The organism is Marinococcus halotolerans DSM 16375, assembly GCF_000420725.1.
Classification (GTDB): domain Bacteria; phylum Bacillota; class Bacilli; order Bacillales; family Marinococcaceae; genus Marinococcus; species Marinococcus halotolerans.
The window spans coordinates 155,914-182,246 of sequence record NZ_ATVM01000005.1 but is presented as its reverse complement, the minus strand read 5'-3'; the positions used below and the strand labels follow the sequence as shown (position 1 = coordinate 182,246).

Annotated in this window: 27 protein-coding genes; 9 read left to right on the top strand and 18 right to left on the bottom strand. The window is 48.6% G+C overall.

The features are described from left to right. Nucleotides 1-1,084 (bottom strand): IS256 family transposase (locus G548_RS0105995; RefSeq protein ID WP_022793246.1); only part of this gene is annotated, 1,084 nt, incomplete at its 3' end. A 397-nt stretch (nucleotides 1,085-1,481) separates the two neighbouring features. On the opposite strand from G548_RS0105995, the gene G548_RS0105990 reads away from it, so the two are divergent. Next, nucleotides 1,482-2,009, top strand: coding sequence for an HD domain-containing protein (locus G548_RS0105990; RefSeq protein ID WP_022793245.1), 528 nt, complete (start codon nucleotides 1,482-1,484; stop codon nucleotides 2,007-2,009). Nucleotides 2,010-2,064: 55 nt separating this feature from the next. Here G548_RS0105990 and G548_RS0105985 read toward each other — a convergent pair whose 3' ends face one another. Both G548_RS0105985 and G548_RS0105980 read right to left on the bottom strand, forming a co-directional pair. Beyond that, the gene (locus G548_RS0105985; protein ID WP_022793244.1) at nucleotides 2,065-2,940 is read right to left on the bottom strand and encodes an NAD(P)-dependent oxidoreductase; all 876 of its coding nucleotides are present in this window, start codon (nucleotides 2,938-2,940) and stop codon (nucleotides 2,065-2,067) included. Between the two features lie 5 nt (nucleotides 2,941-2,945). Continuing rightward, entirely contained in the window at nucleotides 2,946-3,227 is a 282-nt protein-coding gene (locus G548_RS0105980) for a YciI family protein (protein ID WP_022793243.1), read from the bottom strand. A 175-nt stretch (nucleotides 3,228-3,402) separates the two neighbouring features. Between G548_RS0105980 and G548_RS0105975 the strand changes: the two genes are divergently transcribed. From G548_RS0105975 to G548_RS17445, 4 genes are all read left to right on the top strand, one after another. Continuing rightward, nucleotides 3,403-4,398: a sodium:calcium antiporter gene (locus G548_RS0105975; RefSeq protein WP_022793242.1), complete on the top strand. Its 996-nt coding sequence runs from the start codon at nucleotides 3,403-3,405 to the stop codon at nucleotides 4,396-4,398. A gap of 211 nt (nucleotides 4,399-4,609) precedes the next feature. Further along, nucleotides 4,610-5,599 carry a tryptophan--tRNA ligase gene (gene trpS, locus G548_RS0105965; RefSeq protein WP_022793240.1) on the top strand — a complete coding sequence of 330 codons (990 nt, stop codon included), beginning with the start codon at nucleotides 4,610-4,612 and terminating at the stop codon, nucleotides 5,597-5,599. A gap of 83 nt (nucleotides 5,600-5,682) precedes the next feature. Beyond that, the gene (locus G548_RS0105960; protein WP_022793239.1) at nucleotides 5,683-5,961 is read left to right on the top strand and encodes a hypothetical protein; all 279 of its coding nucleotides are present in this window, start codon (nucleotides 5,683-5,685) and stop codon (nucleotides 5,959-5,961) included. Nucleotides 5,962-5,974: 13 nt separating this feature from the next. Beyond that, nucleotides 5,975-8,530: a CBS domain-containing protein gene (locus G548_RS17445; protein WP_022793238.1), complete on the top strand. Its 2,556-nt coding sequence runs from the start codon at nucleotides 5,975-5,977 to the stop codon at nucleotides 8,528-8,530. A gap of 36 nt (nucleotides 8,531-8,566) precedes the next feature. Here the strand turns inward: G548_RS17445 and fabF are convergent, their stop codons facing one another. The 9 genes from fabF to argC all read right to left on the bottom strand — a co-directional run bounded on the left by fabF (nucleotide 8,567) and on the right by argC (nucleotide 19,742). Beyond that, entirely contained in the window at nucleotides 8,567-9,811 is a 1,245-nt protein-coding gene (gene fabF / locus G548_RS0105950) for a beta-ketoacyl-ACP synthase II (protein ID WP_022793237.1), read from the bottom strand. A gap of 153 nt (nucleotides 9,812-9,964) precedes the next feature. Further along, nucleotides 9,965-10,138 carry a hypothetical protein gene (locus G548_RS19150; RefSeq protein WP_022793236.1) on the bottom strand — a complete coding sequence of 58 codons (174 nt, stop codon included), beginning with the start codon at nucleotides 10,136-10,138 and terminating at the stop codon, nucleotides 9,965-9,967. Nucleotides 10,139-10,265: 127 nt separating this feature from the next. Next, the gene (argF, locus tag G548_RS0105940) at nucleotides 10,266-11,216 is read right to left on the bottom strand and encodes an ornithine carbamoyltransferase (protein ID WP_022793235.1); all 951 of its coding nucleotides are present in this window, start codon (nucleotides 11,214-11,216) and stop codon (nucleotides 10,266-10,268) included. Nucleotides 11,217-11,219: 3 nt separating this feature from the next. Beyond that, nucleotides 11,220-14,384: a carbamoyl-phosphate synthase (glutamine-hydrolyzing) large subunit gene (locus tag G548_RS0105935; RefSeq protein ID WP_022793234.1), complete on the bottom strand. Its 3,165-nt coding sequence runs from the start codon at nucleotides 14,382-14,384 to the stop codon at nucleotides 11,220-11,222. Beyond that, nucleotides 14,377-15,456 carry a carbamoyl phosphate synthase small subunit gene (locus G548_RS0105930; RefSeq protein ID WP_022793233.1) on the bottom strand — a complete coding sequence of 360 codons (1,080 nt, stop codon included), beginning with the start codon at nucleotides 15,454-15,456 and terminating at the stop codon, nucleotides 14,377-14,379. The genes G548_RS0105935 and G548_RS0105930 overlap by 8 nt, the downstream gene beginning before the upstream one ends. A gap of 24 nt (nucleotides 15,457-15,480) precedes the next feature. Further along, the gene (locus G548_RS0105925) at nucleotides 15,481-16,638 is read right to left on the bottom strand and encodes an acetylornithine transaminase (protein WP_022793232.1); all 1,158 of its coding nucleotides are present in this window, start codon (nucleotides 16,636-16,638) and stop codon (nucleotides 15,481-15,483) included. Nucleotides 16,639-16,651: 13 nt separating this feature from the next. Further along, nucleotides 16,652-17,440 carry an acetylglutamate kinase gene (gene argB / locus G548_RS0105920; RefSeq protein WP_022793231.1) on the bottom strand — a complete coding sequence of 263 codons (789 nt, stop codon included), beginning with the start codon at nucleotides 17,438-17,440 and terminating at the stop codon, nucleotides 16,652-16,654. Nucleotides 17,441-17,461: 21 nt separating this feature from the next. After that, the gene (argJ, locus tag G548_RS0105915) at nucleotides 17,462-18,694 is read right to left on the bottom strand and encodes a bifunctional glutamate N-acetyltransferase/amino-acid acetyltransferase ArgJ (protein ID WP_022793230.1); all 1,233 of its coding nucleotides are present in this window, start codon (nucleotides 18,692-18,694) and stop codon (nucleotides 17,462-17,464) included. A gap of 16 nt (nucleotides 18,695-18,710) precedes the next feature. Continuing rightward, nucleotides 18,711-19,742, bottom strand: a complete 1,032-nt coding sequence (argC, locus tag G548_RS0105910; RefSeq protein WP_022793229.1) for an N-acetyl-gamma-glutamyl-phosphate reductase — start codon at nucleotides 19,740-19,742, stop codon at nucleotides 18,711-18,713. 365 nt (nucleotides 19,743-20,107) lie between these two features. Here argC and G548_RS0105905 point away from each other — a divergent pair, with 365 nt between their 5' ends. Continuing rightward, entirely contained in the window at nucleotides 20,108-20,944 is an 837-nt protein-coding gene (locus G548_RS0105905) for a Cof-type HAD-IIB family hydrolase (protein ID WP_022793228.1), read from the top strand. A gap of 33 nt (nucleotides 20,945-20,977) precedes the next feature. Then, nucleotides 20,978-21,430 (top strand): GNAT family N-acetyltransferase, encoded by a 453-nt coding sequence (locus G548_RS0105900; RefSeq protein WP_022793227.1) that lies wholly within the window; start codon nucleotides 20,978-20,980, stop codon nucleotides 21,428-21,430. Nucleotides 21,431-21,464: 34 nt separating this feature from the next. On the opposite strand, the gene G548_RS0105895 is transcribed toward G548_RS0105900, so the two are convergent. Further along, on the bottom strand, nucleotides 21,465-22,028 hold the full coding sequence (locus G548_RS0105895; protein WP_022793226.1) for a helix-turn-helix domain-containing protein: 564 nt from the start codon (nucleotides 22,026-22,028) through the stop codon (nucleotides 21,465-21,467). Between the two features lie 66 nt (nucleotides 22,029-22,094). Here G548_RS0105895 and G548_RS0105890 point away from each other — a divergent pair, with 66 nt between their 5' ends. Together G548_RS0105890 and G548_RS0105885 are read left to right on the top strand one after the other, a co-directional pair. Then, on the top strand, nucleotides 22,095-22,805 hold the full coding sequence (locus tag G548_RS0105890) for an AzlC family ABC transporter permease (protein WP_022793225.1): 711 nt from the start codon (nucleotides 22,095-22,097) through the stop codon (nucleotides 22,803-22,805). Then, nucleotides 22,802-23,104, top strand: a complete 303-nt coding sequence (locus G548_RS0105885; RefSeq protein WP_022793224.1) for an AzlD domain-containing protein — start codon at nucleotides 22,802-22,804, stop codon at nucleotides 23,102-23,104. The genes G548_RS0105890 and G548_RS0105885 overlap by 4 nt, the downstream gene beginning before the upstream one ends. 34 nt (nucleotides 23,105-23,138) lie before the next feature. Here G548_RS0105885 and G548_RS0105880 read toward each other — a convergent pair whose 3' ends face one another. The 5 genes from G548_RS0105880 to G548_RS0105860 form a co-directional block, all read right to left on the bottom strand. Continuing rightward, the gene (locus tag G548_RS0105880; RefSeq protein WP_022793223.1) at nucleotides 23,139-23,609 is read right to left on the bottom strand and encodes a BsuPI-related putative proteinase inhibitor; all 471 of its coding nucleotides are present in this window, start codon (nucleotides 23,607-23,609) and stop codon (nucleotides 23,139-23,141) included. Nucleotides 23,610-23,637: 28 nt separating this feature from the next. Then, nucleotides 23,638-24,483, bottom strand: coding sequence for a YitT family protein (locus G548_RS0105875; RefSeq protein WP_022793222.1), 846 nt, complete (start codon nucleotides 24,481-24,483; stop codon nucleotides 23,638-23,640). A gap of 31 nt (nucleotides 24,484-24,514) precedes the next feature. Further along, nucleotides 24,515-25,270 carry an alpha/beta fold hydrolase gene (locus G548_RS0105870; RefSeq protein ID WP_022793221.1) on the bottom strand — a complete coding sequence of 252 codons (756 nt, stop codon included), beginning with the start codon at nucleotides 25,268-25,270 and terminating at the stop codon, nucleotides 24,515-24,517. A 163-nt stretch (nucleotides 25,271-25,433) separates the two neighbouring features. Continuing rightward, nucleotides 25,434-25,748 carry a hypothetical protein gene (locus tag G548_RS17440; protein WP_022793220.1) on the bottom strand — a complete coding sequence of 105 codons (315 nt, stop codon included), beginning with the start codon at nucleotides 25,746-25,748 and terminating at the stop codon, nucleotides 25,434-25,436. A 177-nt stretch (nucleotides 25,749-25,925) separates the two neighbouring features. Beyond that, entirely contained in the window at nucleotides 25,926-26,297 is a 372-nt protein-coding gene (locus G548_RS0105860; protein ID WP_022793219.1) for a rhodanese-like domain-containing protein, read from the bottom strand. Nucleotides 26,298-26,333 lie beyond the last annotated feature (36 nt).

The following is a 26,333-nucleotide window of genomic DNA, read 5'->3' as shown; positions in this document are numbered from 1 at the left end:
TGACCAAAAACCGTTCGATGGATGCTTCATTCGGAAACTGTTCTTTGCGTTTAACGTATTTTTTCAGCTGCTTGTTGAACGATTCGATGAGATTGGTGGAATACAGGCTCCGCCAGATGGCGGACGGGAAATCATAAAAGGTAAGTAACGTGGGGTGCTCGTCGAGCACCCGGCGGATCGATGGATACCGGGAGGACCACGCTGCGATAAACGCCTCGAGGGCCTGGGACGCTTCCTCCCGGCTGTTGGCCCGGTACACGGTTTTGAAATCGGCACAGACCGTCGCACGATCCTGCACACGGACTTTGCGGGCAAGGGTGCGGGAAACATGCACACAGCACGTTTGGTGGCGGGCTTCCGGATACACGGCATGGATCGCATCCGTCATGCCCGCTAACCCATCGGACACAACCAGAAGCACCTCTTCAAGGCCTCGCCCCTGAAGATCCTCGAGAAGTTCCTGCCAGTTGCCCGCGGATTCGGTCGGAGCCAGCAGGTACGCCAGCACTTCTTTGGAGCCGTCTTCCTGGATTCCGACCGCGATATACACGGCTTCTTTAGCCACTGTGTCCCGTTTTAACGCGATAAACGTGGCGTCCAGATAGATACAGGCATAGCGTTTCGCTAGTGACCGGTGTCGAAAGGCATCCACTTCGGCTTCCATCGTCTGTGTCATGTTGGAAATGGTCTGCGGCGTATAATGATGGCCGTACATGCGCTCCAGGAGATCGGCGATCTCCGCTGTGGTGACGCCCTTGTGGTACATATGCATCACAAACGCTTCCAACGTGTCGTTCGTCCGTTTATACGGCGCGACCGTCTGTTGGTGAAAGTCTCCGTTCCGGTCCCGGGGGATCGCCAGCGACAGCTCTCCAAATTCGGTTTTCAGCGTGCGTTCGTACGTGCCATTGCGGGAATTGCCGGATCCAATGCCAGAGGCATCGTATTTTTCGTAATCCAGAAAGGACGTTAATTCGGTTTGAAGCAGCTGGTTGACGGCCTGTTCCAGATGAGATCGGAAGATCTCGTTAACATCCTGATGTTGGACTAGAGCGTGAGCAATATCTGTAGTAAAATTATTCATAGGGAAGTCCTCTTTTCTGTGAATGTGGTCGGCTAACTTCATTCTACTAGAAAAGGACTTCCTTTTTTCGTGCTCGCTCGTTTACACAAAATATTTTACGCTCTCAAAAAAGCAATCCAATAGTCTCTAATTAATGGAATTTTTTTCTTAGTTTGATTATACGTTTAAATATACATATTACCAACCATCTTTTTTATTTTCCGCTATTTTTTGTTAATTAATATTCATATTTAAATAATTATTGAATGTTAGTTAATCTTTCATTTCCCTTGCGTTTTGGGCACATAGTTATTATACTATTAAAAATATCTTTAAAGCTTGCGATACTTCCACAGGGTCCTCAGCCTCCATTGGCCGGGGTCCCTTTTGCAAAATAATCTATAAAGGAGGAGCACCAATGAGCAGAGTGACGATGATTGATATTTACAAGCACCCTATTACTCAAAAATATGTCCGCCGTTCCGGGCTTGCCCATGCCATTCGCGTGGCTGATATAGCACTAGAGCTTGCCAGAGAACGAAACGTGGACGTTGATTTAGCAGTAAAAGCTGGTTTTCTGCACGATATGGGCCATTATCTTTTTTACAAAAATGGAAAATGGGATTTTGAAGAATACCGTACAAACGACATTCACGCCATCAAAGGAGCAGAGCGGGCTCACAAGCTTTTAATCCGGCTCGGCGAAGATCCTTCACGGGCAAAGGAAGTCAGTATGGCTGTTTTACTTCATACCGATTCCTATCTCCCGGCTGCCAATATTCAGCGGACTCCGCTGCAGCAGGTGGTAGCTGATGCAGATGAACTCGATGAAGAGCCGTCCGGTCGCCATCACTACCGGACTATCACTGAAGAAGAGGCCTTCACCCGCCTGTCTTCTCTTGACGATCGTCTTGAACAGGCCGTTGCTGAAGCTATGCATTCGTAAAACGTAAAGAACCCGCCTTCACGCAGGAAGGCAGGTTCCGTGTCTACATATTTTTTTATTTTTCGTTGTTTTTTACGTAGTAAAACAAGCTGCTCATGTCTTTTTTTCCAAACCCTTCATGCTCCGCCCCCTCGAATAAAGAAAGGACTTCTCTTCCTGCCCTGGGATGTACTCCGACACGATCACTCATTTCATTGGCCAGCCCAAGATCCTTTAAAAGCAGTTCCAGAGCAAATCCGGGTTCCTCTTTATTTTCATGAATGAATTCCGTATAGTGCCGGTCGTAGATTTTGCTCTGCCCCATGCTGTTTGTAATAACGGAATGAAGCATTTCCAGATCAACCCCTGCTTTTTCCGCCATCGTTAACCCTTCGCTTACCGCTGCAGTATGCATGCCTACCATATACTGATTAATCAGCTTCACTTTTGTACCTTTACCGATGCTCCCGGCATACGTAATATTTTTTCCCACTGCTTCAAAAATCGTTCTCGCTTTTTCAAAAGCCTGCTCGCTTCCGCCAACCATCACAGCAAGCGTTCCAGCTTCCGCCCCTGTCGTTCCACCGCTTACCGGAGCATCCAGATAGTCTACGCCCTTTTGCGCCGCCTCTGCTTCAATCTTTTCATGCAGCTCTGCAGAGACGGTACTGAAATCAATTACGAGAAGCCCGGACGAGGCGTTTGTAATAACGCCGTTTTCACCGAGCATCATTTCTTCTACATGCTCTGGCTTTGGAAGACAGGTCATGACGATATCCATCTGTCCGGCTGCCTCTGCCGGGGTAATGCCGATAGTGCCCCCGGCTTCCTGAAAGCGGTCTTCTTTTTCGTTTCCTTTATTGATCCCGTATACCTCAAATCCATTATTCATAATATTCAGGGCCATCGGCATGCCCATGTTTCCAAGTCCAATGAAAGCAGCTTTTTTCATAAGTACTATTCTCCCTTCGTCCATACATGTGATTTCATATCCCACTCATGCATATGGTAGTCCCTGGCCCCAAGCTGTATGTAAGGATCCTGTTCCACAATTTCCCGGACAGCTTCCTCTTCCTCCCCGCGGTACATGATTAATCCGCCGGTGCCGTCGACGAAACGCCCATACGCAAGCACATTTCCATTCAGCTCTTCGTCTTCTAGAAATTTCAAGTGCTGCGGGCGGTACTTTTGCGATTTTTCTTCATCCTTCATGGTGAGTAACACGGCAAATATCTTCATTATAGTCCTCCTTTGAAATCTTTCTACTTTATTATAGTCGTTGTCATCCAAAATTTACATAGATGAAGGGGTTTTCACACGGCTTCCTTTTGACCTTGGGGGTAAGTTACGATACACTAACCCTGTTCTAAAGCGTTTTACATTGAAATTATCGTTTGTGAGAGGGGATACATCGTTGGTCTTTTTATTCTTTTTTGTGGCAGCTGTCGTTACTGTTATCGCAGCCACCAAGCTGTCTTCATACTCTGACATCATCAGTGAAAAATCTTCTCTTGGCGGTATGATGGTCGGTACCCTTTTGCTGGCCGGGGCCACTTCTCTGCCCGAGGTTACCACCAGCTTAACGGCCGTATTTTTGGATAACCCGGACATTGCGGTTGGAAACGTGCTTGGGAGTAATCTGTTTAATATTCTTATCATTGCTGTATTCGATATTTTTTACCGGCGCAAGCAGCTGTTTAACCGCGTCTCCCCGGGCCATACATATACTGCCGGACTGGGAGCCTTGCTTGCTTTTGTCACGGGGGCAGCTTTTCTTCTGCAGCTTTCCTGGAGCGTTTTTGGCGTCGGCGTTGATGCACTCCTCCTGCTGGTTTTCTATGCCGTCGGGATTGTCTGGGCAAACCGCCAGAATGAAGGAGTGATTCCTGATGACGAAGAAGAGGACGTGCCAAAGCCCGATCTCTCCCTGCGCCAGGCCGGCACGGGCTTTATTATCGCTGCTTTATTTACGCTCGCTGCCGGTACTGTTCTCACTACCACCGGTGACCGTATCGCTGTCATCACAGGACTCGGCTCGAGTTTTATCGGGAGTTTTCTAATCGCTGCTTCGACCTCGCTTCCCGAAGCCGTTTCTGTTTATGTCGCGATGAAGCTGAAAAACTACAACCTGGCTCTCGGCTCCATTTTGGGCAGCAACCTTTTCAATTTGACTCTGCTTGCCCTGAGCGATATTTTCTACAGAGGCGAACCGATCATTTCCGCTGCAAGCCGGACGAACCTCGTGACCTCTCTTGGCATTACGCTGCTTGCAGGCATAGTATTTTACGCTGTCCTCCGGGGCAGTAAACGAAAAAAGCCGGTCTTTTATCTCTGGCCCTCTATCACGCTTGTCATCGTTTATTTTATTGCTTCATATTTAACCTTTATTGGTCTCGGATCGGAGTGGTGATGAAGCTATGACAGACCGGATACGTTTATGGATGGCCGTAACAGCTTTCTTGTGGGTGGCAGCGCTTGTCCTTCAGTCACGGTTGCCCGACTTCCCCGCCTGGCCGGGGTTTCTGCTTTTTATCTTACTCGTATTTGAATGGGCCGCTGTGCTTGTCCTTAAGTATAAAGGCCGACAGGAATAAGTTTTGACAACGAAAGGATGTATACTTATGAAAACCGTTTTTTCCGGCGTCCAGCCGAGTGGTACGCCCACTATCGGCAACTATTTAGGAGCAATAAAACACTTTGTGGACTTACAGAAAGACTATCGGAGCTTTTTTTGTATCGTAAACCAGCACGCCATTACAGTGCCGCAAAATAAGAAGGAGCTTCAGCATAACACCCGGAGCCTCGCAGCTTTGTATATCGCTGCCGGGCTTGACCCTGAAAAAGCAACCATCTTTATTCAATCGGAAGTTCCTGCCCACGCCCAGCTTGGCTGGATGCTGCAATGTATTGCCTATATCGGGGAGCTTGAGCGAATGACCCAGTTTAAGGACAAAGCAGAGGGCCGCTCGGGCGTTCCCGGCGCTCTTTTGACCTACCCGCCGCTGATGGCTGCGGACATCCTTTTATACGGTACAGATATTGTCCCTGTCGGAGAAGACCAGAAGCAGCACCTCGAGCTGACGCGGACACTTGCGGAACGGTTCAACCAGCAGTACAACGACATATTCACTGTTCCGGAAACAAAAATCGCAGGCAGTGGAGCCCGGATTATGTCTCTTCAGAACCCAGAGAAAAAAATGAGCAAATCCGACTCCAACCAAAAGGCTTTCATCTCCATGCTTGATGATGAAAATACGATCATGAAGAAAATGAAAAGCGCTGTTACCGATTCCGGACGGGAGATCCGCTATGATCCTGAAAACAAACCCGGAGTAAGCAACCTCCTTACTATTTACGCCATTTCTAAAAACATCAGCATTGAAGAGGCAGAGCAGAAGCTCAGCTCAGAAAGCTACGGCTCTCTTAAAGAAGAGACCGGTGCCGCCGTTGCTGATATTCTCGTACCGCTTCAGAAGCGCCACGCGGAGCTGATGAACTCTTCGGAACTCGATAACATCCTGGACCAGGGCGCCGAAACGGCCCGTCAGGCTTCCTCAAAAATGCTCGCAAAAGCTGAGCGTGCCATGGGACTTGAACGAAAAAAACGGTAGGAGCTCCCAAGTCGGGAGCTTTTATTTTTTCCTTCCCGGGTATTAGTATAGGGAAAACACATCTCGCACATGGAGGGTCGTAAGTGACTGTACGAGAAGAAAAGCAAAAACAGCTGCGTGAACTGCTTAAAGAATCTGAACAGCTGCAGCAGTCCATCAATCAGCTTGCCCGGGAGCTTGCGAACGAAACCCGGGTACTGCAGGTGCACTTATATAAAGAACAAAAAGACCAGCTTGAAGATATCACCCGCTATTTTGACGAGGTGAATATGGAAGCCGATCAGACGCGCCCCGAAGCCATTCTTACGATGGCTCTCAATCACTTCCACAGCCATTTGATGCATGTGAAAAATAACGACTAAGGAGGCAGCTGCCATGGATGTAATTTTAACCCACCGCCATATGGACTTTGACGCTCTCGCTTCTGCTGTAGCTGCTTCCAGACTTTATCCGGAAGCCCGCCTCGTTCTGCAGGAAGACCAGTCCGAGGAAGTCAACGAGTACCTCGCTCTTTTTAAGGATGAATTCCCGTTTGTTTCCTCCCGGCATATCGACTGGGACGATCTGCATACGGTGATTTTAACCGATGTCTCTGAGCCGGACCGGGCCAGGGACGGGCTCACCTTTTCCTCGGCCCCGTACTGGATCATTTATGACCATCACACCAATAAAGCAGCACCTGATTCCACGGAGTCATCTATTGATGCCCGGATTGAACCGACAGGAGCTGCTGTCACTATTCTCATTGAAGAATTGATGCAGCGCCAGCTTTCTCTTACTCCGGTCGAGGCTACCCTTTTTGCTCTTGGTCTTTATACCGATACCGGATCGCTCGTCTATCCGAGTACGACGCTTAGAGACCTGCAGGCTGCTGTATTTTTAATGGAGCAGGGCATGAATTTGGATACCGTCGGTCAATATATGGAGGATTCACTTTCTCCGGATCAGCAGTATGCTCTGCGGGCCTATCTCGGAGCAGCAGAGGTCATTGAGCGCGAAGGACTTCAGCTGTTGATTACCAAATTCGATTCCGGCGACAAGCATATCGGCGGCTTGAATACCGTCACCTCCAATTTGATCGAAACAACCGGTGCGAGCGCTGTCATTACTTTAACCAGGGCCCAGGGCAAAATATTTGTTATCGGGCGCTCGGCTACCGACCGTATCCACCTCCCGGATATTTTAGCCCCGTTCGGCGGAGGCGGGCATTCCCGCGCCGGATCGGCCACTATCAAGGATCAGCTGCTCGACGATGTTTACGACCAGATCAAATCACAGCTTCAATCTGCAATCGGCCGCTCCATTACGGCAGAAGAGCTGATGAGCCGGCCGGTAAAAACACTGAAGCCTGAAACGACGATCAGGGAAGCAGAAGATATGGTGCTCCGTTACGGACACAGCGGCTTTCCGGTAGTAAACGACCAATACGAATTAGTCGGCATTATTTCCCGTCGCGATATTGATAAAGCCATGCACCATCAGCTTGGACACGCTCCGGTCAAAGGCTATATGAGTTCCAACCTCCATACCGCAGCCCCCTACCACCGGTTTGAAGAACTCCAGCAGCAGATGGTCCACCATAACGTCGGACGGCTCCCCATCATTGATCACCGCGGAGCATTAATCGGCCTCGTCTCGCGCAGTGATATTATTGCCCGTCTGCGTGAAGATTCCACTGCCTCCGAAACCGTCAATATGGAAGAAAACATGCGCATGACTCTGCCTGTCTCTATCCAGCAGTGGCTTCAGGCCGTTGGGGAGGAAGGCGCCCGTCAGCACCTGCGCACATATCTGATCGGCGGAGTCGTTCGCGATATTATTTTGCAAAAGGAAAATGAAGATATCGACATTGCCGTTGAAGGCGACGGCATCGCCTTTGCTTCGGACATTGCTTCTAAATGGCACGGCGAACTCCACAAGCACGAAGCTTTTGGCACTGCTACGATTACCTGGCCGGACGGTTTAAAAATGGATATTGCCAGCTCCCGGACCGAATTTTATGAAAAACCCGGTTCCCTGCCGGACGTGGAGAGCTCCACCCTGAAAGAAGATCTGTTCCGGAGGGATTTTACGATTAATGCCATGGCTCTTGCTCTCCATCCCGAAGAGTTTGGAGACCTCATCGACCACTTTTCAGGCCTCGAGGATTTAAAACGGGGGGCCATACGGGTGCTGCACAATTTAAGCTTTGTCGAAGACCCGACTCGTATTCTTCGTGCCGTCCGCTTTGAACACCGTTTCGGCTTTGCAATGGATCATGAAACAGAAGCGTTTATTGCGCAGGCGGTTAACGCCATTCATGCACTGTCTACAGACAGAATACTCGCTGAATTTCAGCGTCTGACTGCTGAAATGCCTCCAGAGCAGCTGTTTTATCGTCTTCAGAAGCTTGATGTTTTATCTGCGTTCCTTCCTGGCGCTGTATGGGACGAAGCCGCCGAACGGCTGCTGCCGTATATTACCGGCCTCCAATCCTCTTTGTTTATGACCCTGCTGCCGTTATTTCTGCAGGAGAGCGCGCGGGTGCTTTCTGCTGAGCGGGTCGCGGTCCGGAAACAGGATAAACAGCTTGTCCGGCACGTGCACCACCTGCTCGAGGAAAGCTGGGATGCCTCCATCGAACAACCCGGCGATTTTCACCGCACTGCTGCCCATGTGTCCCCTCTTTCTGTTGAAATTGCTGCTTACTGCCTTGAATACAGCGCCGGGCAGCCAAAAAAAGCGGCTCTTCTCAGACAATACCAGGACAAGTGGCAGGACCTGCCATCGTGGGTTTCCGGCGCTGAACTCCAACGCCTCGGCCTCCGTCCCGGGCCGCTTTATAAATTCATTATCAGCGAAACCGAAAAAGGAATTATTAACGAAGAAATCACTTCCCCCAGAGAAGCACTCGATTACGCTGAATCCCTTATTCACAGCTATCAGTCCTAAATGCAAAAAAGCCTGGGCGCAGAGGCCCAGACTTTTTTATGCCTGCCATTTTTTAAATGCCAGTGTAGCGTTATGTCCGCCAAATCCAAAGGTATTGCTTAAAACGGCCTGGATATCACCTTTCCGGGCTTCGTTTGGCACGTAATCGAGATCACATTCCGGATCCGGCTCGTGCAGGTTAATAGTTGGAGGCACGACGTTATCTTTTAAAGAAAGAATACTAAATATTGCTTCAATACCTCCGGTCGCTCCAAGCAGATGACCGGTCATCGATTTGGTGGAGCTCATCCATACATTGTCTGCATGCTCCTGAAATACCTTTCGTACAGCTGTCGTTTCAAATTTATCATTGTACTGTGTACTCGTACCGTGGGCGTTAATGTACTGAATGTCTTCAGCTGTAAGCCCTGCATCGTCCATAGCCATCTGCATGGAGCGCTGGGCACCTTCACCGTCCGGCGCCGGTGCGGTCAGATGGTACGCATCCCCGGTAGAGCCGTAGCCGACGATTTCAGCGTAGATTTCTGCCCCTCTCGCTTCGGCGGATTCCAGGCTTTCAAGCATCAGTATGCCCGCTCCTTCGCCCATCACAAACCCATCCCGGTTTTTATCAAACGGACGCGACGCCGTATTCGGGTCTTCATTCATGGTGATCGCCTTGGCTGAACTAAAGCCGGCAATCGCCATTTTTGTTATCGGAGCTTCTGTGCCGCCCGTAATCATAGCGTCAGCATCACCGCGCTGAATCACTTTATACGCGTCCCCAATCGAGTTGGAGCCTGTGGCACATGCTGTCACCGTACAGGAGTTCACTCCTTTGGCGCCTGTATAAATGGAAACCTGGCCGGAAGCCATATCCGGGATCATCATTGGTACAAAGAACGGGCTGACGCGTTTATAGCCGCGCTCCATAAAGTTCTGAAACTGGGTCTCGTACGTTTCCATGCCGCCAATGCCGGATCCTATCCAAACGCCGGTCCGGGCCGCATTTTCTTCAGTAATTGTATAGCCGGCATCCTCAAGTGCCTGCATAGCAGCCACAATAGCAAACTGAGTGAAGCGGTCCATTTTCCGCAGCTCTTTCTTTTCCAAATAAGCCGATGGATCGAAGTCTGTAACTTCTCCTCCAATTTTCATCGGAAGCTCGGAGACGTCCACCCTTTCGATAGCATTAATGCCGGAGACTCCGTCAACAGCATTTTTCCACGAAGATTCCACTGTCTGGCCCAGCGGGTTGACTGTCCCCATTCCTGTTACAACCACTCGCCTGTTTTCATTCATGCTACTCTCTCCTTTGTTATCTTCCACATTCTCATGTATATACTCCATGCCTATGTACGAACCAGGCTGGATGTTTTCATTAGTCTGGGAATAATTTTATACGAGTCACGCACGGTTGTCTACTTTCTGCACGCCGTTTTATTCATATAATCTTTATTCCTTTACGAACGAACGGTGGTATGTCCATTCGGCGATCAGCGCTCCCGTGATAGCTGTAAGGACGGCTGTCGTCTGGCTTCCCTGAAAAAAATAAACGATGCCTAAATATACAGCGATCAATACGCAAATAAAAATTATCACTCCTGCTGCAGCACGCTTCACTGACATGTCATCCCTCCCGCTGTTTACCGGCTTCCCGGCAATTATACAAGCAGAAACAAGCTAATCCAAGTGATTATCCTCCTTTCTTCACATAAAAGAAACCGTCCCTGTATGTTAGGAACGGTTTCCCGGTCTAGCCGACGACCGAAGCAAGTATTGCCTTTTGCACGTGCAGCCTGTTTTCCGCTTCATCATAAACAGCTGAATGAGGGCCGTCAATAACCGAAGCCGCTACCTCTTCTTCACGGTGGGCCGGGAGGCAGTGCAAAAAGATGTAGTCTTCCGAAGCTTTTGCCGTAAGCTCTTCAGAAATCATAAAGCCTTTAAAAGCCGCGAGGCGTTTCGCCTGCTCCTCTTCATAGCCCATGCTCGTCCATACATCAGTATAAATAACGTCCGCTCCTTTTGCCGCTTCTTCAGGATCTTCCGTGCGGGAAACGGATGCTCCTGACTGCTCTGCTGCCTGTTCAATCTGCTTCCAGACTCCCGGATCCGGGCCATACCCTTCCGGCGCTGCGAGCACCGCGTCCATTCCCATTTTCACGCTTGCTATGATCCAGGAATGAGCAACGTTGTTTCCGTCTCCGATAAAGACACTTTTTAAGCCCTCAAAGCTTCCTTTCCGCTCCTGCACCGTCAGCAAATCGGCAAGCGCCTGGCAAGGATGGTACAGATCCGTGAGTGCATTAATTACCGGCACGTCTGCATGCTCTGCGAGTGCTTCGACTTTTCCGTGATCGTTTGTCCGGATCATCAAAGCATCAACGTACCTCGAAAGCACCTTGGCTGTGTCTTTGATTGGTTCCCCGCGGCCGATCTGCATGTCACGGGGGCTCAGAAACAAAGAATGTCCTCCCATCTGAGTCATAGCTACCTCAAAGGACACGCGGGTTCTCGTCGACGCATTTTCAAAAATCATTCCAAGGGAACGATGCGCCAGGTGAGTGTAATAGGCGGCAGGGTTTTTCTTCATGTCTGCTGCCAGCTCAAGCAGCTGTTTGATTTCCGCCGCGGAAAAATCAAGCAGTGTCAAAACGCTCTGCTGGTTCAGCGTAGAGGCGGAATTATTCAGGTTTGTTGCCATATGCTACACTCCTTTTTCGGACAAAGCGTAATTTTGCAGCCACGATTCGATTGGTGCAGGAAGCTCAGGCGCTCCCTGAATCGCCTGAACCATCACGTTCAGCGTACGTGCATTCGTTACGATCGTTTTACGTTCAATTAACGCTTTCTGGCGGCGCTCTTTTCCTGTTTTATGCCCGATCTCCGGAATACTGATAAATGCTGAAGCGTCCTCTGAGTGAATCCATTCGTCAAATGGTGTGTGCTGCGGGAATACTAACGTATAGCCCAGACCTTCAAGTTTGTCCAGAGATGGTTTTGCTTTTTCGTATTCCCCGTCAGCAATTTCACAGTAGACACTTCCGGTTTTTTTGAATAGGAGAGGGATTTGCGTTTCCGACCAGGCAAATGCTTTCTGAAAGGCCCCGGAAAGATCCTTTGATATACCGATCAGCTCTCCGGTGGATTTCATTTCTGCTTCCAGTACCGGATCCAGCCCGCTCAATTTGTCGTTGGAAAAAACCGGGGCTTTCACTGTGTAATAACCCGGCTCTTCGTGAAGCCCTTTCTCGTTTGTCCACGTTTTAAGTGAATGACCAAGCAGCAGATGCACCGCACCTTCAATCACTTTTTCACCAGTGATTTTAGCAAAGACGGGCACTGTCCGCGACGCTCTTGGATTTATTTCAATTACGTACAATTCACCGGCATCGTAGACGAACTGAATGTTAAAGATACCGTGAAAATCCATGCCTTCCGCAATTTTCTGCGTATAGTCCACCAGAAGCTGTTTCACCTCTTCACTGATGCTGAAAGGAGGAGTTACCGCCATCGAATCGCCTGAATGAACACCTGCTTCTTCTACGTGTTCAAATATACCAGGTATCCATATGTCGCTGCCGTCTGTTAACACATCCACCTCGAGCTCTGTACCCGGCTTGTAGGAGTCAATCAATATTGGATATTCAATATCATTGGCCGGATCTTCAATATATTCCACCAGCTCTTCTTCGTTGGTCGCAATCGCCATGCCGCGGCCGCCAATGACGTAGGAAGGTCTGAGAAGCACCGGATAGCCGATCTTTTCCGCCTGCTTGAGCGTTTCCTCTCTGCTGTGGCCGGATACTCCCGGGATATGCGGAACATTCACCTGCTGCATAAACTGGTAGAAACGGTCCCGGTCTTCGAGCTGGTCAATAATATCAGATGTCGTGCCGAGCACTTCCATCCCTGCTTGTTCAAGCGACTCAGTGAGCGAGATCCCTGTCTGCCCGCCAAGCTGTACGATCACTTTCGTTACGTGCTCTTCCCTGGCCACGTGAAGCACGTCTTCAGCCGTGAGCGGCTCAAAGTACAGATGATCCGCCATTTCAAAGTCGGTGCTTACCGTTTCAGGGTTATTGTTTACAATTACCGCTTCGTAGCCGGCTTCTTTCAATGCCCGTGCCCCGTGCACCGAGCAGTAATCAAATTCAATGCCCTGCCCGATCCGGATCGGTCCGGAACCGACGACCAGCACTTTATTTTCGACCGGTTCGGCCTGCCGGTCGCTTTCCTTGTACCAGCTGGAGTAGTAGTAAGGAGTTTCCGCAGTGAATTCCGCTGCGCACGTATCGACCATGTGATACGAAGGGAATATGTTCAGCTCTCTTCTCAGCTGAAGTATTTCTCCAATTTCCACTCCGGAGAGGGCATGCAGCTGTTCATCCGTAAAACCGGCCTTTTTCCACAGGAGCAGCTGCTCTTCATCCCACTCTTCCCAGGAAAGTCCAGCAATATCTTTTTCTTTTTGAATAAGGGCAGAAAAGGTCCGCAGGAAAAAATACTGAATACCGGTTTTTTCATGAATAGTTTCCATATCCCCGCCGCGGCGAAGCCATTCCATAATATAAAAGAACCGCTTATCGTTTTGCTGCAGGATTTCGTTTAAAATATTTTCATCAGCCGTCTCCCTGCATTCCGGCAGAGCCAGCCCGTCAAGTTTAATCTCAAGTGACCTTACTGCTTTCTGCAGAGCGGCCTCGAGATTTCTTTCAATAGCCATGACTTCCCCTGTCGCCTTCATCTGCGTGCCAAGCGTGCGGTCTGCGTAGGAAAATTTATCAAACGGCCAACGTGGAAATTTCACTACTACATAGTCGAGCGCCGGTTCAAAGCTTGCATACGTATGTCCCGTGACCGGGTTTAACAGCTCATGCAGGTGATAGCCAATGCTGATTTTGGCTGCCATGCGGGCAATTGGATAACCTGTGGCTTTAGAAGCAAGAGCGGAAGAACGGCTCACTCTCGGGTTTACTTCGATCAAATAGTACTGCTTGCTGACCGGGTCGAGCGCGAACTGAATATTACACCCGCCTACGATCCCAAGCGCCCGGATAACCTTTAACGAAGAGCTCCGAAGCATCTGGTACTCTACGTCCGTCAGGGTCTGGGACGGGGCCACCACGATGGAATCCCCAGTATGCACGCCTACCGGATCGATATTCTCCATGTTGCAGACGGTGATGCATGTGTCATTGGCATCCCGCATCACTTCGTACTCAATCTCTTTAAACCCGGCTATGCTCTTTTCCACCAGGCATTGGTGGATCGGGCTTGCCTCCAGCCCGCCCTCGATGATGTGGCGGAGCTCTTTTTCATTTTGGGCGATCCCGCCTCCTCCTCCGCCGAGGGTGTACGCCGGCCGCACGATAATTGGATAGCCCGTTTTTTTCGCAAATGCCAGTGCTTCTTCCTTTTTCTCCACAATCTCACTTTCAGGCACCGGCTCATCCAATTCGTGCATGAGGGCACGGAATGCCTCTCTGTCTTCTCCCTGCCGGATGGATTCGATCGGCGTACCGAGAAGCTCCACCCCGTGCTTTTCGAGCGTTTGCTGTTCGGAAAAAGCAAGCGCGAGGTTTAGACCGGTCTGGCCACCAAGAGTAGCGAGCACGCCGTCCGGATGCTCCTGCTCTATAATCCGCTCCACCGTTTCTACGGTGAGCGGCTCAAAATATACTTTGTCGGCACAGGTGTTATCTGTCATTACGGTTGCCGGGTTGTTATTCAGCAGAATAACTTCAATGTTTTCTTCCCGCAGTGCCAGGCATGCCTGGGTGCCTGAGTAATCAAATTCTGCAGCCTGCCCAATGACGATCGGACCAGAGCCGATCACCAGTACTTTGTTTATTTTTTTATCTCTAGGCATAGGTGGCTTCTCTCCCTTTATTCTCTATCGTTTCCAGAAATTCATCAAAAATTTCTTCGCTGTCTGCCGGTCCCGGGTGGGCTTCCGGGTGAAACTGAGCTGTCATGATTGGAAATTTCGTATGCATCATGCCTTCTACCGAACCGTCATTGACGTTTTTATATTTTACCCGGAAAGTCTCTTTTGGAAGAGACTTGTCGGTGACAACATAGCTGTGGTTTTGAGAGCTCATAAACACTTTGTTCGTTTCCAGGTCCTGTACCGGCTGATTTGCGCCGCGATGACCGAAACGAAGCTTTTCCGTGTCCCCGCCGAACGCCAGCGCGAGAAGCTGATGGCCCAGACAGATTCCTAAAGTTGGATAGCCTTCGGCAAGCTCCTTATAGGTGCTCAAATAATGTTCAAGCTGCTTCGGGTTGCCGGGCCCGTTGGAAAACAGCAGTCCGTCCGGGGCCAGATCTTCAATCGTTTCCTTCGGTGTATCATAAGGCACAATCGTTACTTTGCACCCTTTTTTGTTCAGCTGATCCACCATGGACTGTTTGTAGCCAAAGTCCATCACTACTACGTGCCGGTCGCCGCTGCCGATCGTTATCTGCTTGTCCACCGTTACAGTATTAATCACATCGCGCTCTCCGAGTGGCTCATATTCCCCGACATTCACAGATTTCGGGTTCCCGGTCATTACTGCGCCCATATCGCCTTTTTCCCGGATATTTTTGACTAAAGCCCGCGTGTCCACGTTTTCCATAACGGGAATGCCGGCCGCAAGAGCTGCTTCCGCGAGCGTCTGATCACCTTCATAATGACCCGAAGTGCTGCAGGCTTCGCTGACAATGATACCCGCCGGCTGCGGCTGCGTACTTTCGTTGTCTGTTGGATTTACGCCGTAATTTCCGATTAACGGGTAAGTAAAGACAACTATCTGGCCATGAAAGGAAGGATCTGTCATCACTTCCTGGTAGCCGGTCATACCTGTAAAAAATACAATTTCCCCATACGTATCCGGAAAGGCTTGCTGCCAGCTGCCTTCAAATATTTCGCCTGTTTCCAATTTTATATAACTTTTCATCTACAAACCCTCCTGGTACGTTTTCTATTTTTCAAGCACTTCTTTCAGCGCTGCTGCGGCTTTTTCCAGATCACTGTACGAAATTGTCAGTGGCGGCAGAAGCCTGAGCGTGTTAGGTCCTGCAGCAATCAGCAGAAATCCTTTTTTCTGCATGGCGAGTACATAAGGTGCAGCACTTTCGGTAAGCTCTATGCCAATCATAAGTCCCGGGCCGCGTATTTCTTTTACCACCGGCAGAGAGGCGATTTTTTCTTCAAGAAGATTCATGAAAAAGCGTCCTTTTTCTGCTGCCATCTTCGGGGCATTAATACTCATCAGCTTTTGAAGCGTTCCTTCAACAGCAGCCATAGCAAGCGGATTTCCGCCAAATGTAGAGCCATGGGTCCCAGGGCCAAAGGCCTCCTGCAAATATCCTCTGCCAATCATTGCCCCTACCGGAAATCCGTTGCCAAGAGCCTTCGCCGTCGTTACAATATCAGGATTCACCCCCGCCTGCTCATAGGCAAACATCGTACCGGTGCGTCCAAGGCCTGTCTGTACTTCATCCACAATCAGCAGTGCTCCGTGCTGCTTTGCAAGCTCCGAGGCTTTTTGAATAAATGCCGGACTTCCCGGAATGACACCGCCCTCGCCCTGCACCGGCTCAAGTATAATTGCCGCGGTGTTTTCATCCACAGCTTTCTCCAGCGCATTCACATCGTTATACGGTAAATATTCAAAGTCCTCGAGCATGCGGCCAAATCCTTGATGAATGGCGTCCTGGCCGGTTGCTGCCATGCTTCCGTATGTCCGCCCGTGAAAAGACTGGACAAAGCTTTGGATTTTCGTACGCCCGGTATATTTTCTGGCGCACTTTATAGCTGCCTCATTTGCCTCGGTACCGCTGTTTGCAAAAAACACCAGATCCAGGCCTGTAAGCTTCGTCAAAAGCTCTGCAGCGCGCTCCTGCTGTTCATATTGAAAAAAATTGGATCCGTGCCATCCAGCGTGCAGCTGCTTCTCTACATGCTTTATTACATCGGGATCACCATGGCCAAGATTGACAACGCTGATGCCGGCCATTAAATCCGTGTATTCTTTCCCTTCTTTATCCGTGACGGTGCAGCCCTCTGCATGTGAAAAAGTGAGTTCCCATCTTTTATACGTTTCAAATAGGTGCGATTTCTGTTCTGTCTGCTGCATTGTTCTCCTCCTTTCAAGTCAGGGACGGAGCCTGGACCTGTTCTCTGATTATTGCCGTGCCCTTCAGCTTCCCGCCTGCTTTGTCTGTGTGCCCGTCCGCGCCGGCAATAATGACTTTTTCCAGATCCCCGGTCAGACTTGCCGCTGCTGCCTGGACTTTCGGTATCATTCCGCCGTAAATTTCTCCGTCGTGAATATGCTGCTCAAGCTTCTCTACGTGAATATAGTCCGCTTTGCTTCCGTCGATAAGCACGCCTTCAACATCTGTAATAAACAGAAGCTCTTTTGCGCCTATCGCCTGGGCGACAGCCGAAGCAGCCGCGTCAGCATTCACATTTAATTTTTTGCCGTTTTTATCCGCCGCAATAGGAGCGATCACCGGAACAAAACCACTTTCAAGCATGGAGTGTATGCAGAAGGTATTAACGTTCACGACGTCGCCGACGAGCCCGAGATCCTGATCAGCCACCTGTTCTGCTTCTAAAAGCCCTCCGTCAATACCGGACATTCCAAACGCCGGAGAGCCGGCAGATTGAAGGGAGGAAACGAGACATTTATTCACTTTTCCGGAAAGAATCATCTCTGCTACTTCAAGTACCTCGGGCGTTGTCTTTCGCAACCCGTTTACAAACTCACACTCAATCTGCATCTGCTCAAGCATACGGTTGATTTCAGGTCCTCCCCCGTGCACAAGCACCGGGTTCATGCCCTTTTCTTTCATAGAGGCTATACTTTTGAAAAATTCAGCTGTGAGTTTGTTCACCGTGGAACCGCCGCATTTAACTACAGTGATGCTGTTCATGCTCTTCTCCCCCTTCTTTTCTTACGTCCGGTACCCGGCGTTAATTCTTACATAATCATATGTCAGGTCGCATCCCCATGCTTTGCCGCTTCCATTTCCCACGTGGAGGTTTACCGTTATTTCCACCGTGTCATTTTCCAGGTACGCTTTTGCATCCTCTTCGGAAAAATGAACCGGAGTGCTTGCTTTCAAGGTTTCCACCGGCCCTACTGATATATCCACAGTGTCCGGGTCAAGTTCAACTTCACTGTAGCCTAGAGCGACAATCACCCGGCCCCAGTTGGCGTCTGTGCCGTATACAGCGGTTTTTACCAGATCTGAGCCAACAATCTGCTTGGCCGCCTGGCCGGCTTCTTCATCTGTAGCAGCGCCTTCGACCTTCACTTCAATAAGCTTAGTGGCGCCTTCCCCATCTCTTGCAATCTTTTTCGAAAGGGATTCACATGTCTCTTTCAATCCAGTAACGAACGCGTTCCAATCAGGATGACCCGGGTGCAGCGGACTGTTTTCCGCCTTGCCGCTCGCCATGACGACTACCATGTCGTTTGTGGACGTATCGCCGTCAATGGTAATCCGGTTAAACGTTTTGTTCGTAATTTCTGAAAGCGCCGTCTGCAGATGAGCAGGTTCGATGGCAGCATCCGTGGTCACAAACCCGAGCATCGTAGCCATGTTCGGATGTATCATTCCGGAGCCTTTCGCCACGCCACCGATAAAAACTGCTTTATTGTCCACCCACGTCTGAAAGCATGCGTGCTTTCCGGCGACGTCTGTGGTCATGATCGCTTCATTAAAATCCTGCGCCCGTTCAAATCCGGTTTCCGGCTCGAGATTCGCAATACCTTCATTTATTTTATCCATCGGCATTGCTTCGCCGATCACACCCGTAGAAGTTACTGCTACCTGATGTTCCGGCAGGCCGAATTTTTCGGCACTGTTTTTTCTCATGGTATAGGCATCTTCAAGTCCCTGTCTGCCTGTACATGAATTGGCATTCCCGCTATTGACGACAATTGCCCGGAGCTTTCCCTCTTTGGCAATGCTTTCTTTTGTCACCTGCAGCGGTGCTGCCTGAATTTTATTCAACGTATATACAGCGGCACTCGACGCTGGTACGTCACAAATAATAGCTCCGAGATCTTTTCTTTTTCTTTTGACCTTTGTATGAATACCCGCTGCGGAGAAACCGGCAGGGCTTAAAATGCTGCCTCCCGATACTTCTATTACCTGCTCTGCTGTCGATGCCTCTACCATGATTTTTCTTCCTTTCTTATGGATAAACCGGAAGTTGAGAAATTCCTTCTTTCTCCTCTGCTCCCAGCATCACATTCATATTTTGTATCGCCTGCCCCGAGGCGCCTTTAACTAAGTTATCAATTACTGAAACGACCGTCAGCCGGTTGGTGCGCCCGTCCACTGTCCAGCCGATATCACAAAAGTTACTCCCATATACTTCTTTAGTCGCCGGAAATGATTTTTCTCCCCTTATTCTGACAAAAGGCTCCTGGTCATATGCCTGGTGAAACAGCTCTTCTATATGCCCGCTTTTCGTCCCCTCGGTAAGCGGCACGTACATAGTAGCCAAAATCCCTCTTGTCATCGGAACAAGGTGAGGGCTGAACGTAACGGGATGATTTCCACCCGTGTGCATGTCCAGTGCCTGTTCAATCTCCGGTGTATGCTTATGCTCATTCACTTTATAAATTTTAAAATTCCCGTCCATTTCACTGAAATGAGTCGCCTCTGACGGCGTCCGTCCCGCTCCTGTAGTACCTGTTTTTGCATCAATGATAATATTTGCAGGGTCAACAGCATCCTTATCCACCAGCGGCAGAAGACCAAGAAGTACTGCCGTCGGGTAGCATCCCGGATTTGACAAAAGAGAAGTGCCTGCCACTTCCTCCCTGTTCCATTCTGTCAAACCATAAACCGCTTCCTGAAGCAGGGCTTCCGGGGCACTTTGACGCTGGTACCACTGTTCGTAGGTTCCTGCGTTCTTCAGCCGGAGATCTCCGGACAAATCAATCACTTTGGTGTGCGCTGCAATGGTTTCGCTCCACTCCGCTGATATCCCGGGCGGCGTGGAAAGAAATACAACATCATATGCGCCCCAGTCAGCCTTCTCAAGCGGCTGCAGAATTTCATTATATAAATCTTTCATATGCGGATACATATCTGAAAGCTTCGTATTTTGCTTTGAGGAGGAATAAACGTCTATTTGTTCAACCCCGCGGTGCTGGGCCAGCATGCGTATTAATTCCACTCCTCCGTAGCCAGTTGCTCCAATAATCGCTGTATTCATAAAGTTGCACCTCTATTTATCTTTATACAATATGTTCTGGTGATTATTATAAGTCTGAATATATATTAATGCAACTGTATTTTTATTTTTTCTTCATATTTTTTCTTTACCTTCATAAGCTGAGTTTTTAAGCTTTTTCTATTTGTTCAGCCTTTTTTCATAGAATGTAGTTTATGTATGAAAATGTACAATTGATGTATAAACGACTGAAATGTTTATATCTTTTTTCACATGGGAGCGGTATTCCTTTTCTTTTCTTTTTGCTTGTGTTCCAGTAAAATAAAGAGCGGATCGTGTTTAACGACGCTGTTTCTGTACCATCGTACGGATGCATTTATATTTCCCCCAGGAAAGAAGAGGTTTTTATGAAAAAACATTTGATAGCTCTTGATCTAGACGGGACGCTTCTAAAAGATGATAAAACAATTTCCACAAAGACCTGGAAAGTAATCCAGCAGGCTAAACAGGCCGGACATACAATAGCTATCGCTACCGGCAGACCATACCGGGCCAGTAAAATGTACTATCAGCAGCTCGGCCTTTCTACACCTATCGTTAATTTCAACGGAGCGTATGTGCATCACCCGGCCGACCGTTCTTTCCGCTCCTTCCATGAGCCGCTTGACCTGGACCTTGCCCGGACAGTGATTGAGACATGCCGGACGTTAAATGTTCAAAATATGCTCGCCGAAGTGCTCGACGACGTGTATATGGATGAGCATGATGAATCCTTTATTGATCTTCTGGCTTTCCAGGGGCCGGTAACCGGGGCCGGCAGACTTGAAAGAGTGCTGCCAAACTCTCCTACTTCCCTGCTTGTATATCCTCAGGAGGGCACAGTAGAACGTCTGCAGGACCTGCTCTCATCCAGTGAAGCCCAGGGCATGCACCAGCGCTCGTGGGGAGAGCCTCACCATATGATTGAAATTATAAAAAAGGGAAATCATAAAGCAAACGGCCTCGAAAAGGTCGCTGCTTATGCGGGGCTCACGATGGAGGATGTGATTGCTTTCGGAGATGAGGATAACGACCTGGAAATGCTTGAAGCCTCCGGCACGGGGCTTGCCATGGGGAATGCCAGTACAGATACGAAATCTGTGGCAAATGAAGTCATTGGCACAAATGAAGAAGACGGCATCGCCCATTATTTAGAAGAACGGTTAAAGCTTTCTGCATACGATCCGGTGCTTTTTAAAAACTAAACGCGTGATTTTGAATAAGGATGTGTTCAAACGATGCAGGTGTATAAAGTACCTACAGATACCGAACAGTACGTGAGAAATCAAATAGCAGATCTGCTCATGGGGCAGATGGATTCCATCGGCATGAAGGATGCTTACCGCTTTCTGCAGCGGGCTATCGATCTTTCCCTGGACTCCGACTCCACCGCTCATATTTTTGTAGCCGAAACAGAGGAACAGATTGTCGGGGCTGCTTTTTTAAATATCGGTATCAGTCTTGAAAAGGGCGGCTATTACGTCTGGCTGAATGATCTCTACGTGGATCAGCAGTACCGGAACCGGGGCATTGCCAAGAAACTCCTGTTAAAAATTATTTACTGGGCCGAGCATAATGACATCAAAGGCATTGAGCTGGAAACCGGAGTGAACAATGCAGCCACAAAAGCATTATATAATTCCCTCGGCTTTTACGATGTTATCTCCAAACGCTACGGCTTCCGTTTTTAAGTTTTGTCTTCCCACCCACGGGAAGGCTTTTTTATTACCGGTAAGCCGTATAAAAAAGCATAAGCACACCCTTCACTTTTTCCGGGCCGTTATTAATATAGGCATGGTTATGGTCCGCCCGGAAACGAAGCGCGTCATCGGGCTTCATTAATTGTTTACTTTCCTCTTTCGTCTGTACTTCCAGTTGTCCTTCGTACACAAAAATGTATTCCTCCACTCCAAATGGATGGGCTGAGGAGTAATGGCTCCCCCCTGCATCCAGCACAAATTCATACCATTCGACGGGAGCCTCCTCATGTTTGGAAAAAATATTCCGGACTGCATAGCCATTCTCTCCTTCAAGCCATTCAGCTTTATCAGCGGAAACAAATTCCGTGTCCGGGCGCTGCTGCTGCAAAAAAGTAGAAAAACCCACCCCCATCCCTTCTGCAATCTTCCACATCGTCGTAATCGTCGGGTTCGATGCCCCGCGCTCAATCTGTCCAAGCATTGGCTTGCTCACCCCTGTGGCTTCAGATAGTCTGTCCAGACTCCACCCACGCTCATGGCGGAGCAGTCGTAACGTTTTACCGATTTCTTTTCCAATTGATTCTTTCATTTTTTCACCTCTGTTGTATAATATAACATACAAATGTATAATATAATAAATAGAGAGGAGTTCCTTATGAGTAATACATCTGCATTAGAACACTCCTGGGCCAGCGGTCTTACTCAGGGTCTGCCCATAGCTGCCGGCTATGTTCCTGCTGCTTTGGGATTTGGTCTGCTTGGCGCCAACAGCGGGTTGTCCATTTTTGAAACAGCACTTATGAGTATTATAATTTTCTCCGGTGCCGCTCAATATATGGCTATTGGGCTGATTACTGCCGGGGCTGGTTTATACAGCATTTGGATTTCTACCTTTCTCATCAATATCCGGCATTTATTAATGAGTGCTTCCGCTAAACAATTTCTTTTTTCTGATTTTAAATGGAAGCAGGCCGTTTTGGCATTTGGATTAACCGATGAAGTCTTCGCGCTCCTCTCCGCCAGAAGGAATAAAACCACAGTGCTTTTCGGGGTTGGGGTCTTTTTGGCAGCATATATCAGCTGGGTTACTTTTTCATGTGCCGGATATTATTTTGGTGCCTTCTTCCCCGATTATCTGCAGATCAGCATGGATTTTGCCTTATATGCCCTTTTTGCAGCACTGTTGTTTCCCGCCATTTTAAAATACCGGATGGCTCTTTACACCGCTGGCTTAAGCGCAGCTATCAACACTTTTCTTGGGCTCTGGCTTTCCCCGGGGTGGGCTGTGCCAGCAGCAATGACAGCCTCAGTTACTATTGTCGTATATGTCAGTTCCTTAAAGCATAAAAAGGGGGGCCAGCCATGAACATGCTTCTTTTAATCATTGGAATGGGCATTATTACATACATAACGAGAGTTGTTCCTTTCTTTTCGTTAAATATTAACCGCCTGCCCGTTTCCGTGCAGCAGGCGCTCCAGCTCATCCCGTACGCAGCGCTCGGAGCCCTCCTGCTGCCGGGGGCCCTCCGCTCCCCGCCTGATCCCTGGTTCGGTCTGCTCGGCCTCTGCATTGCCTTTTTGATCGCTTTTGCAGGCGGCAGGTTCACGGCTATCATTTGCGGTACTATTGGCTTTCTTTCTCTCGCTGCTTTTTTTATTTATTGATACTAAAAAGCAGGAGCTTTGCCAGCTCCTGCTTTTACGGGTTTTCAGACGTTTTTAAAGCCGGGATGTCCAGGTTTTCAGCACGGATCCGAAAATCTGCCCGGTACGAATTTTCAGGGTCGAGAAGATCTGCATCAAGCTCTCCGTCCCACCTTCGTATGTTTCCGGCACTGATTTCCACGGATTTCTCCGCCTGCGTAAATACCTTCCCCTCCGAATAAATATAAACTGGTTCGGAGGCGCCCTCTTCTGTAATGATAACTTCTATTTCCTGGCCATCCGGGAAATCCAGCTTCATTTCTTTGCTGCCTGTATTTTCAAATTCCAAATGCCAGATATTGTTTTCAGTGTCCAGATTACCGGTAAGCCCCCAATTATTTTTTGTCATTGAAGCTTCCAGACTTCCGGAAGAAGGCTCTTCAGCAGCCTGTTCGCTGCCGCAAGCAGCAGCAGAGAGCATACAGAAACAGGCCATTACTGCAGCTAACCACCTTTTTGCGGACATCGCTCTCACTTCCCGGCTTTTATTTTGATCAGTCGTCTTTACGGAACAGACCAAAAACAGTTGTCGTGTTGATAATGTTTGTGAATGCCTCCGGGTCTGCTTCCTGAACCACCTGCTGAAGCGTGTACATTTCGTACCGTGTAATCACTGTCATTAATATTTCTTTTTCGCTCGCATCAAATCCTCCCCGGGCCGGAATACGCGTGATCCCCCTGGTCAGATTTTGATGAATAGCATCGCGCATCTCGTCCGGGTTTTTCGTTACAATTAAAGCTGTAAGCTTTACGTGCCGCGTGTGAATAGTATCTATGACCCTTGAGCCGACATACAGCGTCACGAGGGTATACAGAGAGCTTTCCCAGTTATACAGAAAGCCCGCTGCTATGACGATGATTCCGTTCAGCAGCATAAAATACGTGCCAACCGGACGGTCTCCCATACGGGCCAGCACCAGGGCTACAATATCCAGTCCACCTGCAGAAGCTCCCCATTTCAAGGCTACGGCAGCTCCCGCCGCTGTAATCGCCCCGCCAAAGACACTGTTTAATAAAATGTCTCCTGAAAGTTCAGTAATAGGTATAAGGTCAAGAAAAAATGTCGTCAGCGCTACGTGCAAAAAGCTGTAGAACGTAAACAGCCGCCCTACTTTAAACCAGCCGAGCATGGCAATCGGTATATTAATTAAAAACAAGAGCACTCCTGTGGAAAGCGGCAGAAAACCTGCAATAATCTGCGCTATCCCCGTGGCTCCACTCGCAAACACATTTGCCGGCTCCAAAAACAAGTTCAGGCCGACTGCCATAATCAGAGCCCCGAATACGATAACCAGGACACGTATGACTTCTGATACGATAGATGAATGGCTTGTAAGCATAGTTGTCCCCCTTTCTTACTGGACGTTTTCTTTAAATATGGGAAGAGGCCCATTTTGAAGCTGCAATCATTCCTTCTCTCGTTACTTTATGCCCCGCTTCCTGCTGCAGATAATAAGCCTGCCCCGAGGAGGCTCTGTCAGGAAGACGTTCATAAAAACGATACGATAATTCATAAGGCACGACGTCATCTTCTTTTCCGTGCCAAAAGAAGATAGGCTTTGCTTCTACTTTAGCAGGATCAAGAGAGAGATCATACATAGCCAGCTTGTCTAATAGACCCTGCTCTTCGCGTTCCGACAGCTCCCAGTCAGACGTTTTCTTTAATGAACGGATCTGTTCTTCGGCCATCGCTTTCCAGGACGGCGATCCCATCATAATCATGCCCCCCTGGAGCCACTCGAAGGACTTGAGTGCCCCGCATGAAATGATTCCTCCCATGGAGGTACCGGAAACATATACCCGGCCGTTGTCAATCCATTCATATGTAGTCATTTCATTCAGCAAAGCTTCAGTTTCTTCTACCGCCTGCATGACAATATCCCAAAACGCATAGGTTCTCCTGCCGGCATCGATATCACCCTCACGTTCTCCGTGATAACGAGCATCCGGAAGTACGACCCGCATTCCCTTTTCTGCCAGATAATAGGCAAAGGAAAGATTCTGCTCTTTACTACTGCCAAGGCCATGCCAAAATAAAACCGTCGGCTGCGGATGACGTTTATCTGCCTGGTTAGAAACATGCAGGCTGGGAATATCTGCGATCGTTTGCTTTTCGATAGTAATCATGCCAACCCATCCTTTACAGCCGTTATAGTAGTACACTCTGAATATTGTACCCCAGTAAAGCAATTATTGAAAAGACCGAAGCCTTCCATTTCCTTCAATCAGCTTCAGAAATAAAAAAGACAGCTGCGTGCATTAAGCACTTCGACAGCTGTCTTTCTGTTGCCTATTTTTCATCTTTTTCCTTTGCTGTCCGGAGCGGTTCTTCCTCTTTTTCCTCTGCTTCTTCGTAATGAAGAACGGAGTATTGAGCACCTTCAGAAACCATTTTGTTGTCTTCAAAATCCTGAGGGTTCGGGTTACCTACAGTTTCATTCAATTCTTTATCTTCTTCTTCTTTCGTTTTGCCGCCTACTTTGGCCGCTGTACGTTTTGATACGTCTTTTACCTGCGCTCTTGTTTCTCCGTCTTTAAGAAAATATACGGCTGCGCCAACGATCAGTGCCGTCAATACGGTCCATAAAATACTATTTTTCTGCATACATACGCCTCCTGTCTCAATCAACTGAAATCAATGCTCTTTTTCGCTATTTCCCAATTCAGTTAATACTAAACCCTTCATCTTTATAGAAAAGAAGAAACGGCCAGCTTTTTTAGTGAAAATTGTGAAGGCTGTTATATAAAAAACTGCAGAAATTCATCTGCAGCTTCTTCGTGGTTATTTTTTATATAAATCGTTTACGTCCTTCAACGGATTTTCCATGCCGGAATTCGTTTCTTCATCCCAGGCGAGCATCCCTCCGGCAAAATTATAAACATTTTCAATGCCGTTGTCCTGAAAATACTGAGCCGTATGCTGGCTTCTTGAACCGCTTCGGCAGATGAACACGTACGATTCATCTTTTTTAAACTGATCGATCACTTCCGGGACCTGATTCATTGGAAGAAGAGGCACACCCGGTATATGACGTTCCTCGTATTCGCCCGGCTCTCTTATATCAATCATGATCGGTGTTTTTTTACCGTTATTATATTGTTCTTTCAGTTCGTCTACATCCAGCTGACGGATTCCTTCTAGTTCATATGCCACTTTCGTTCATCCTTTCTATTTTAGCTTTCTCGTTCA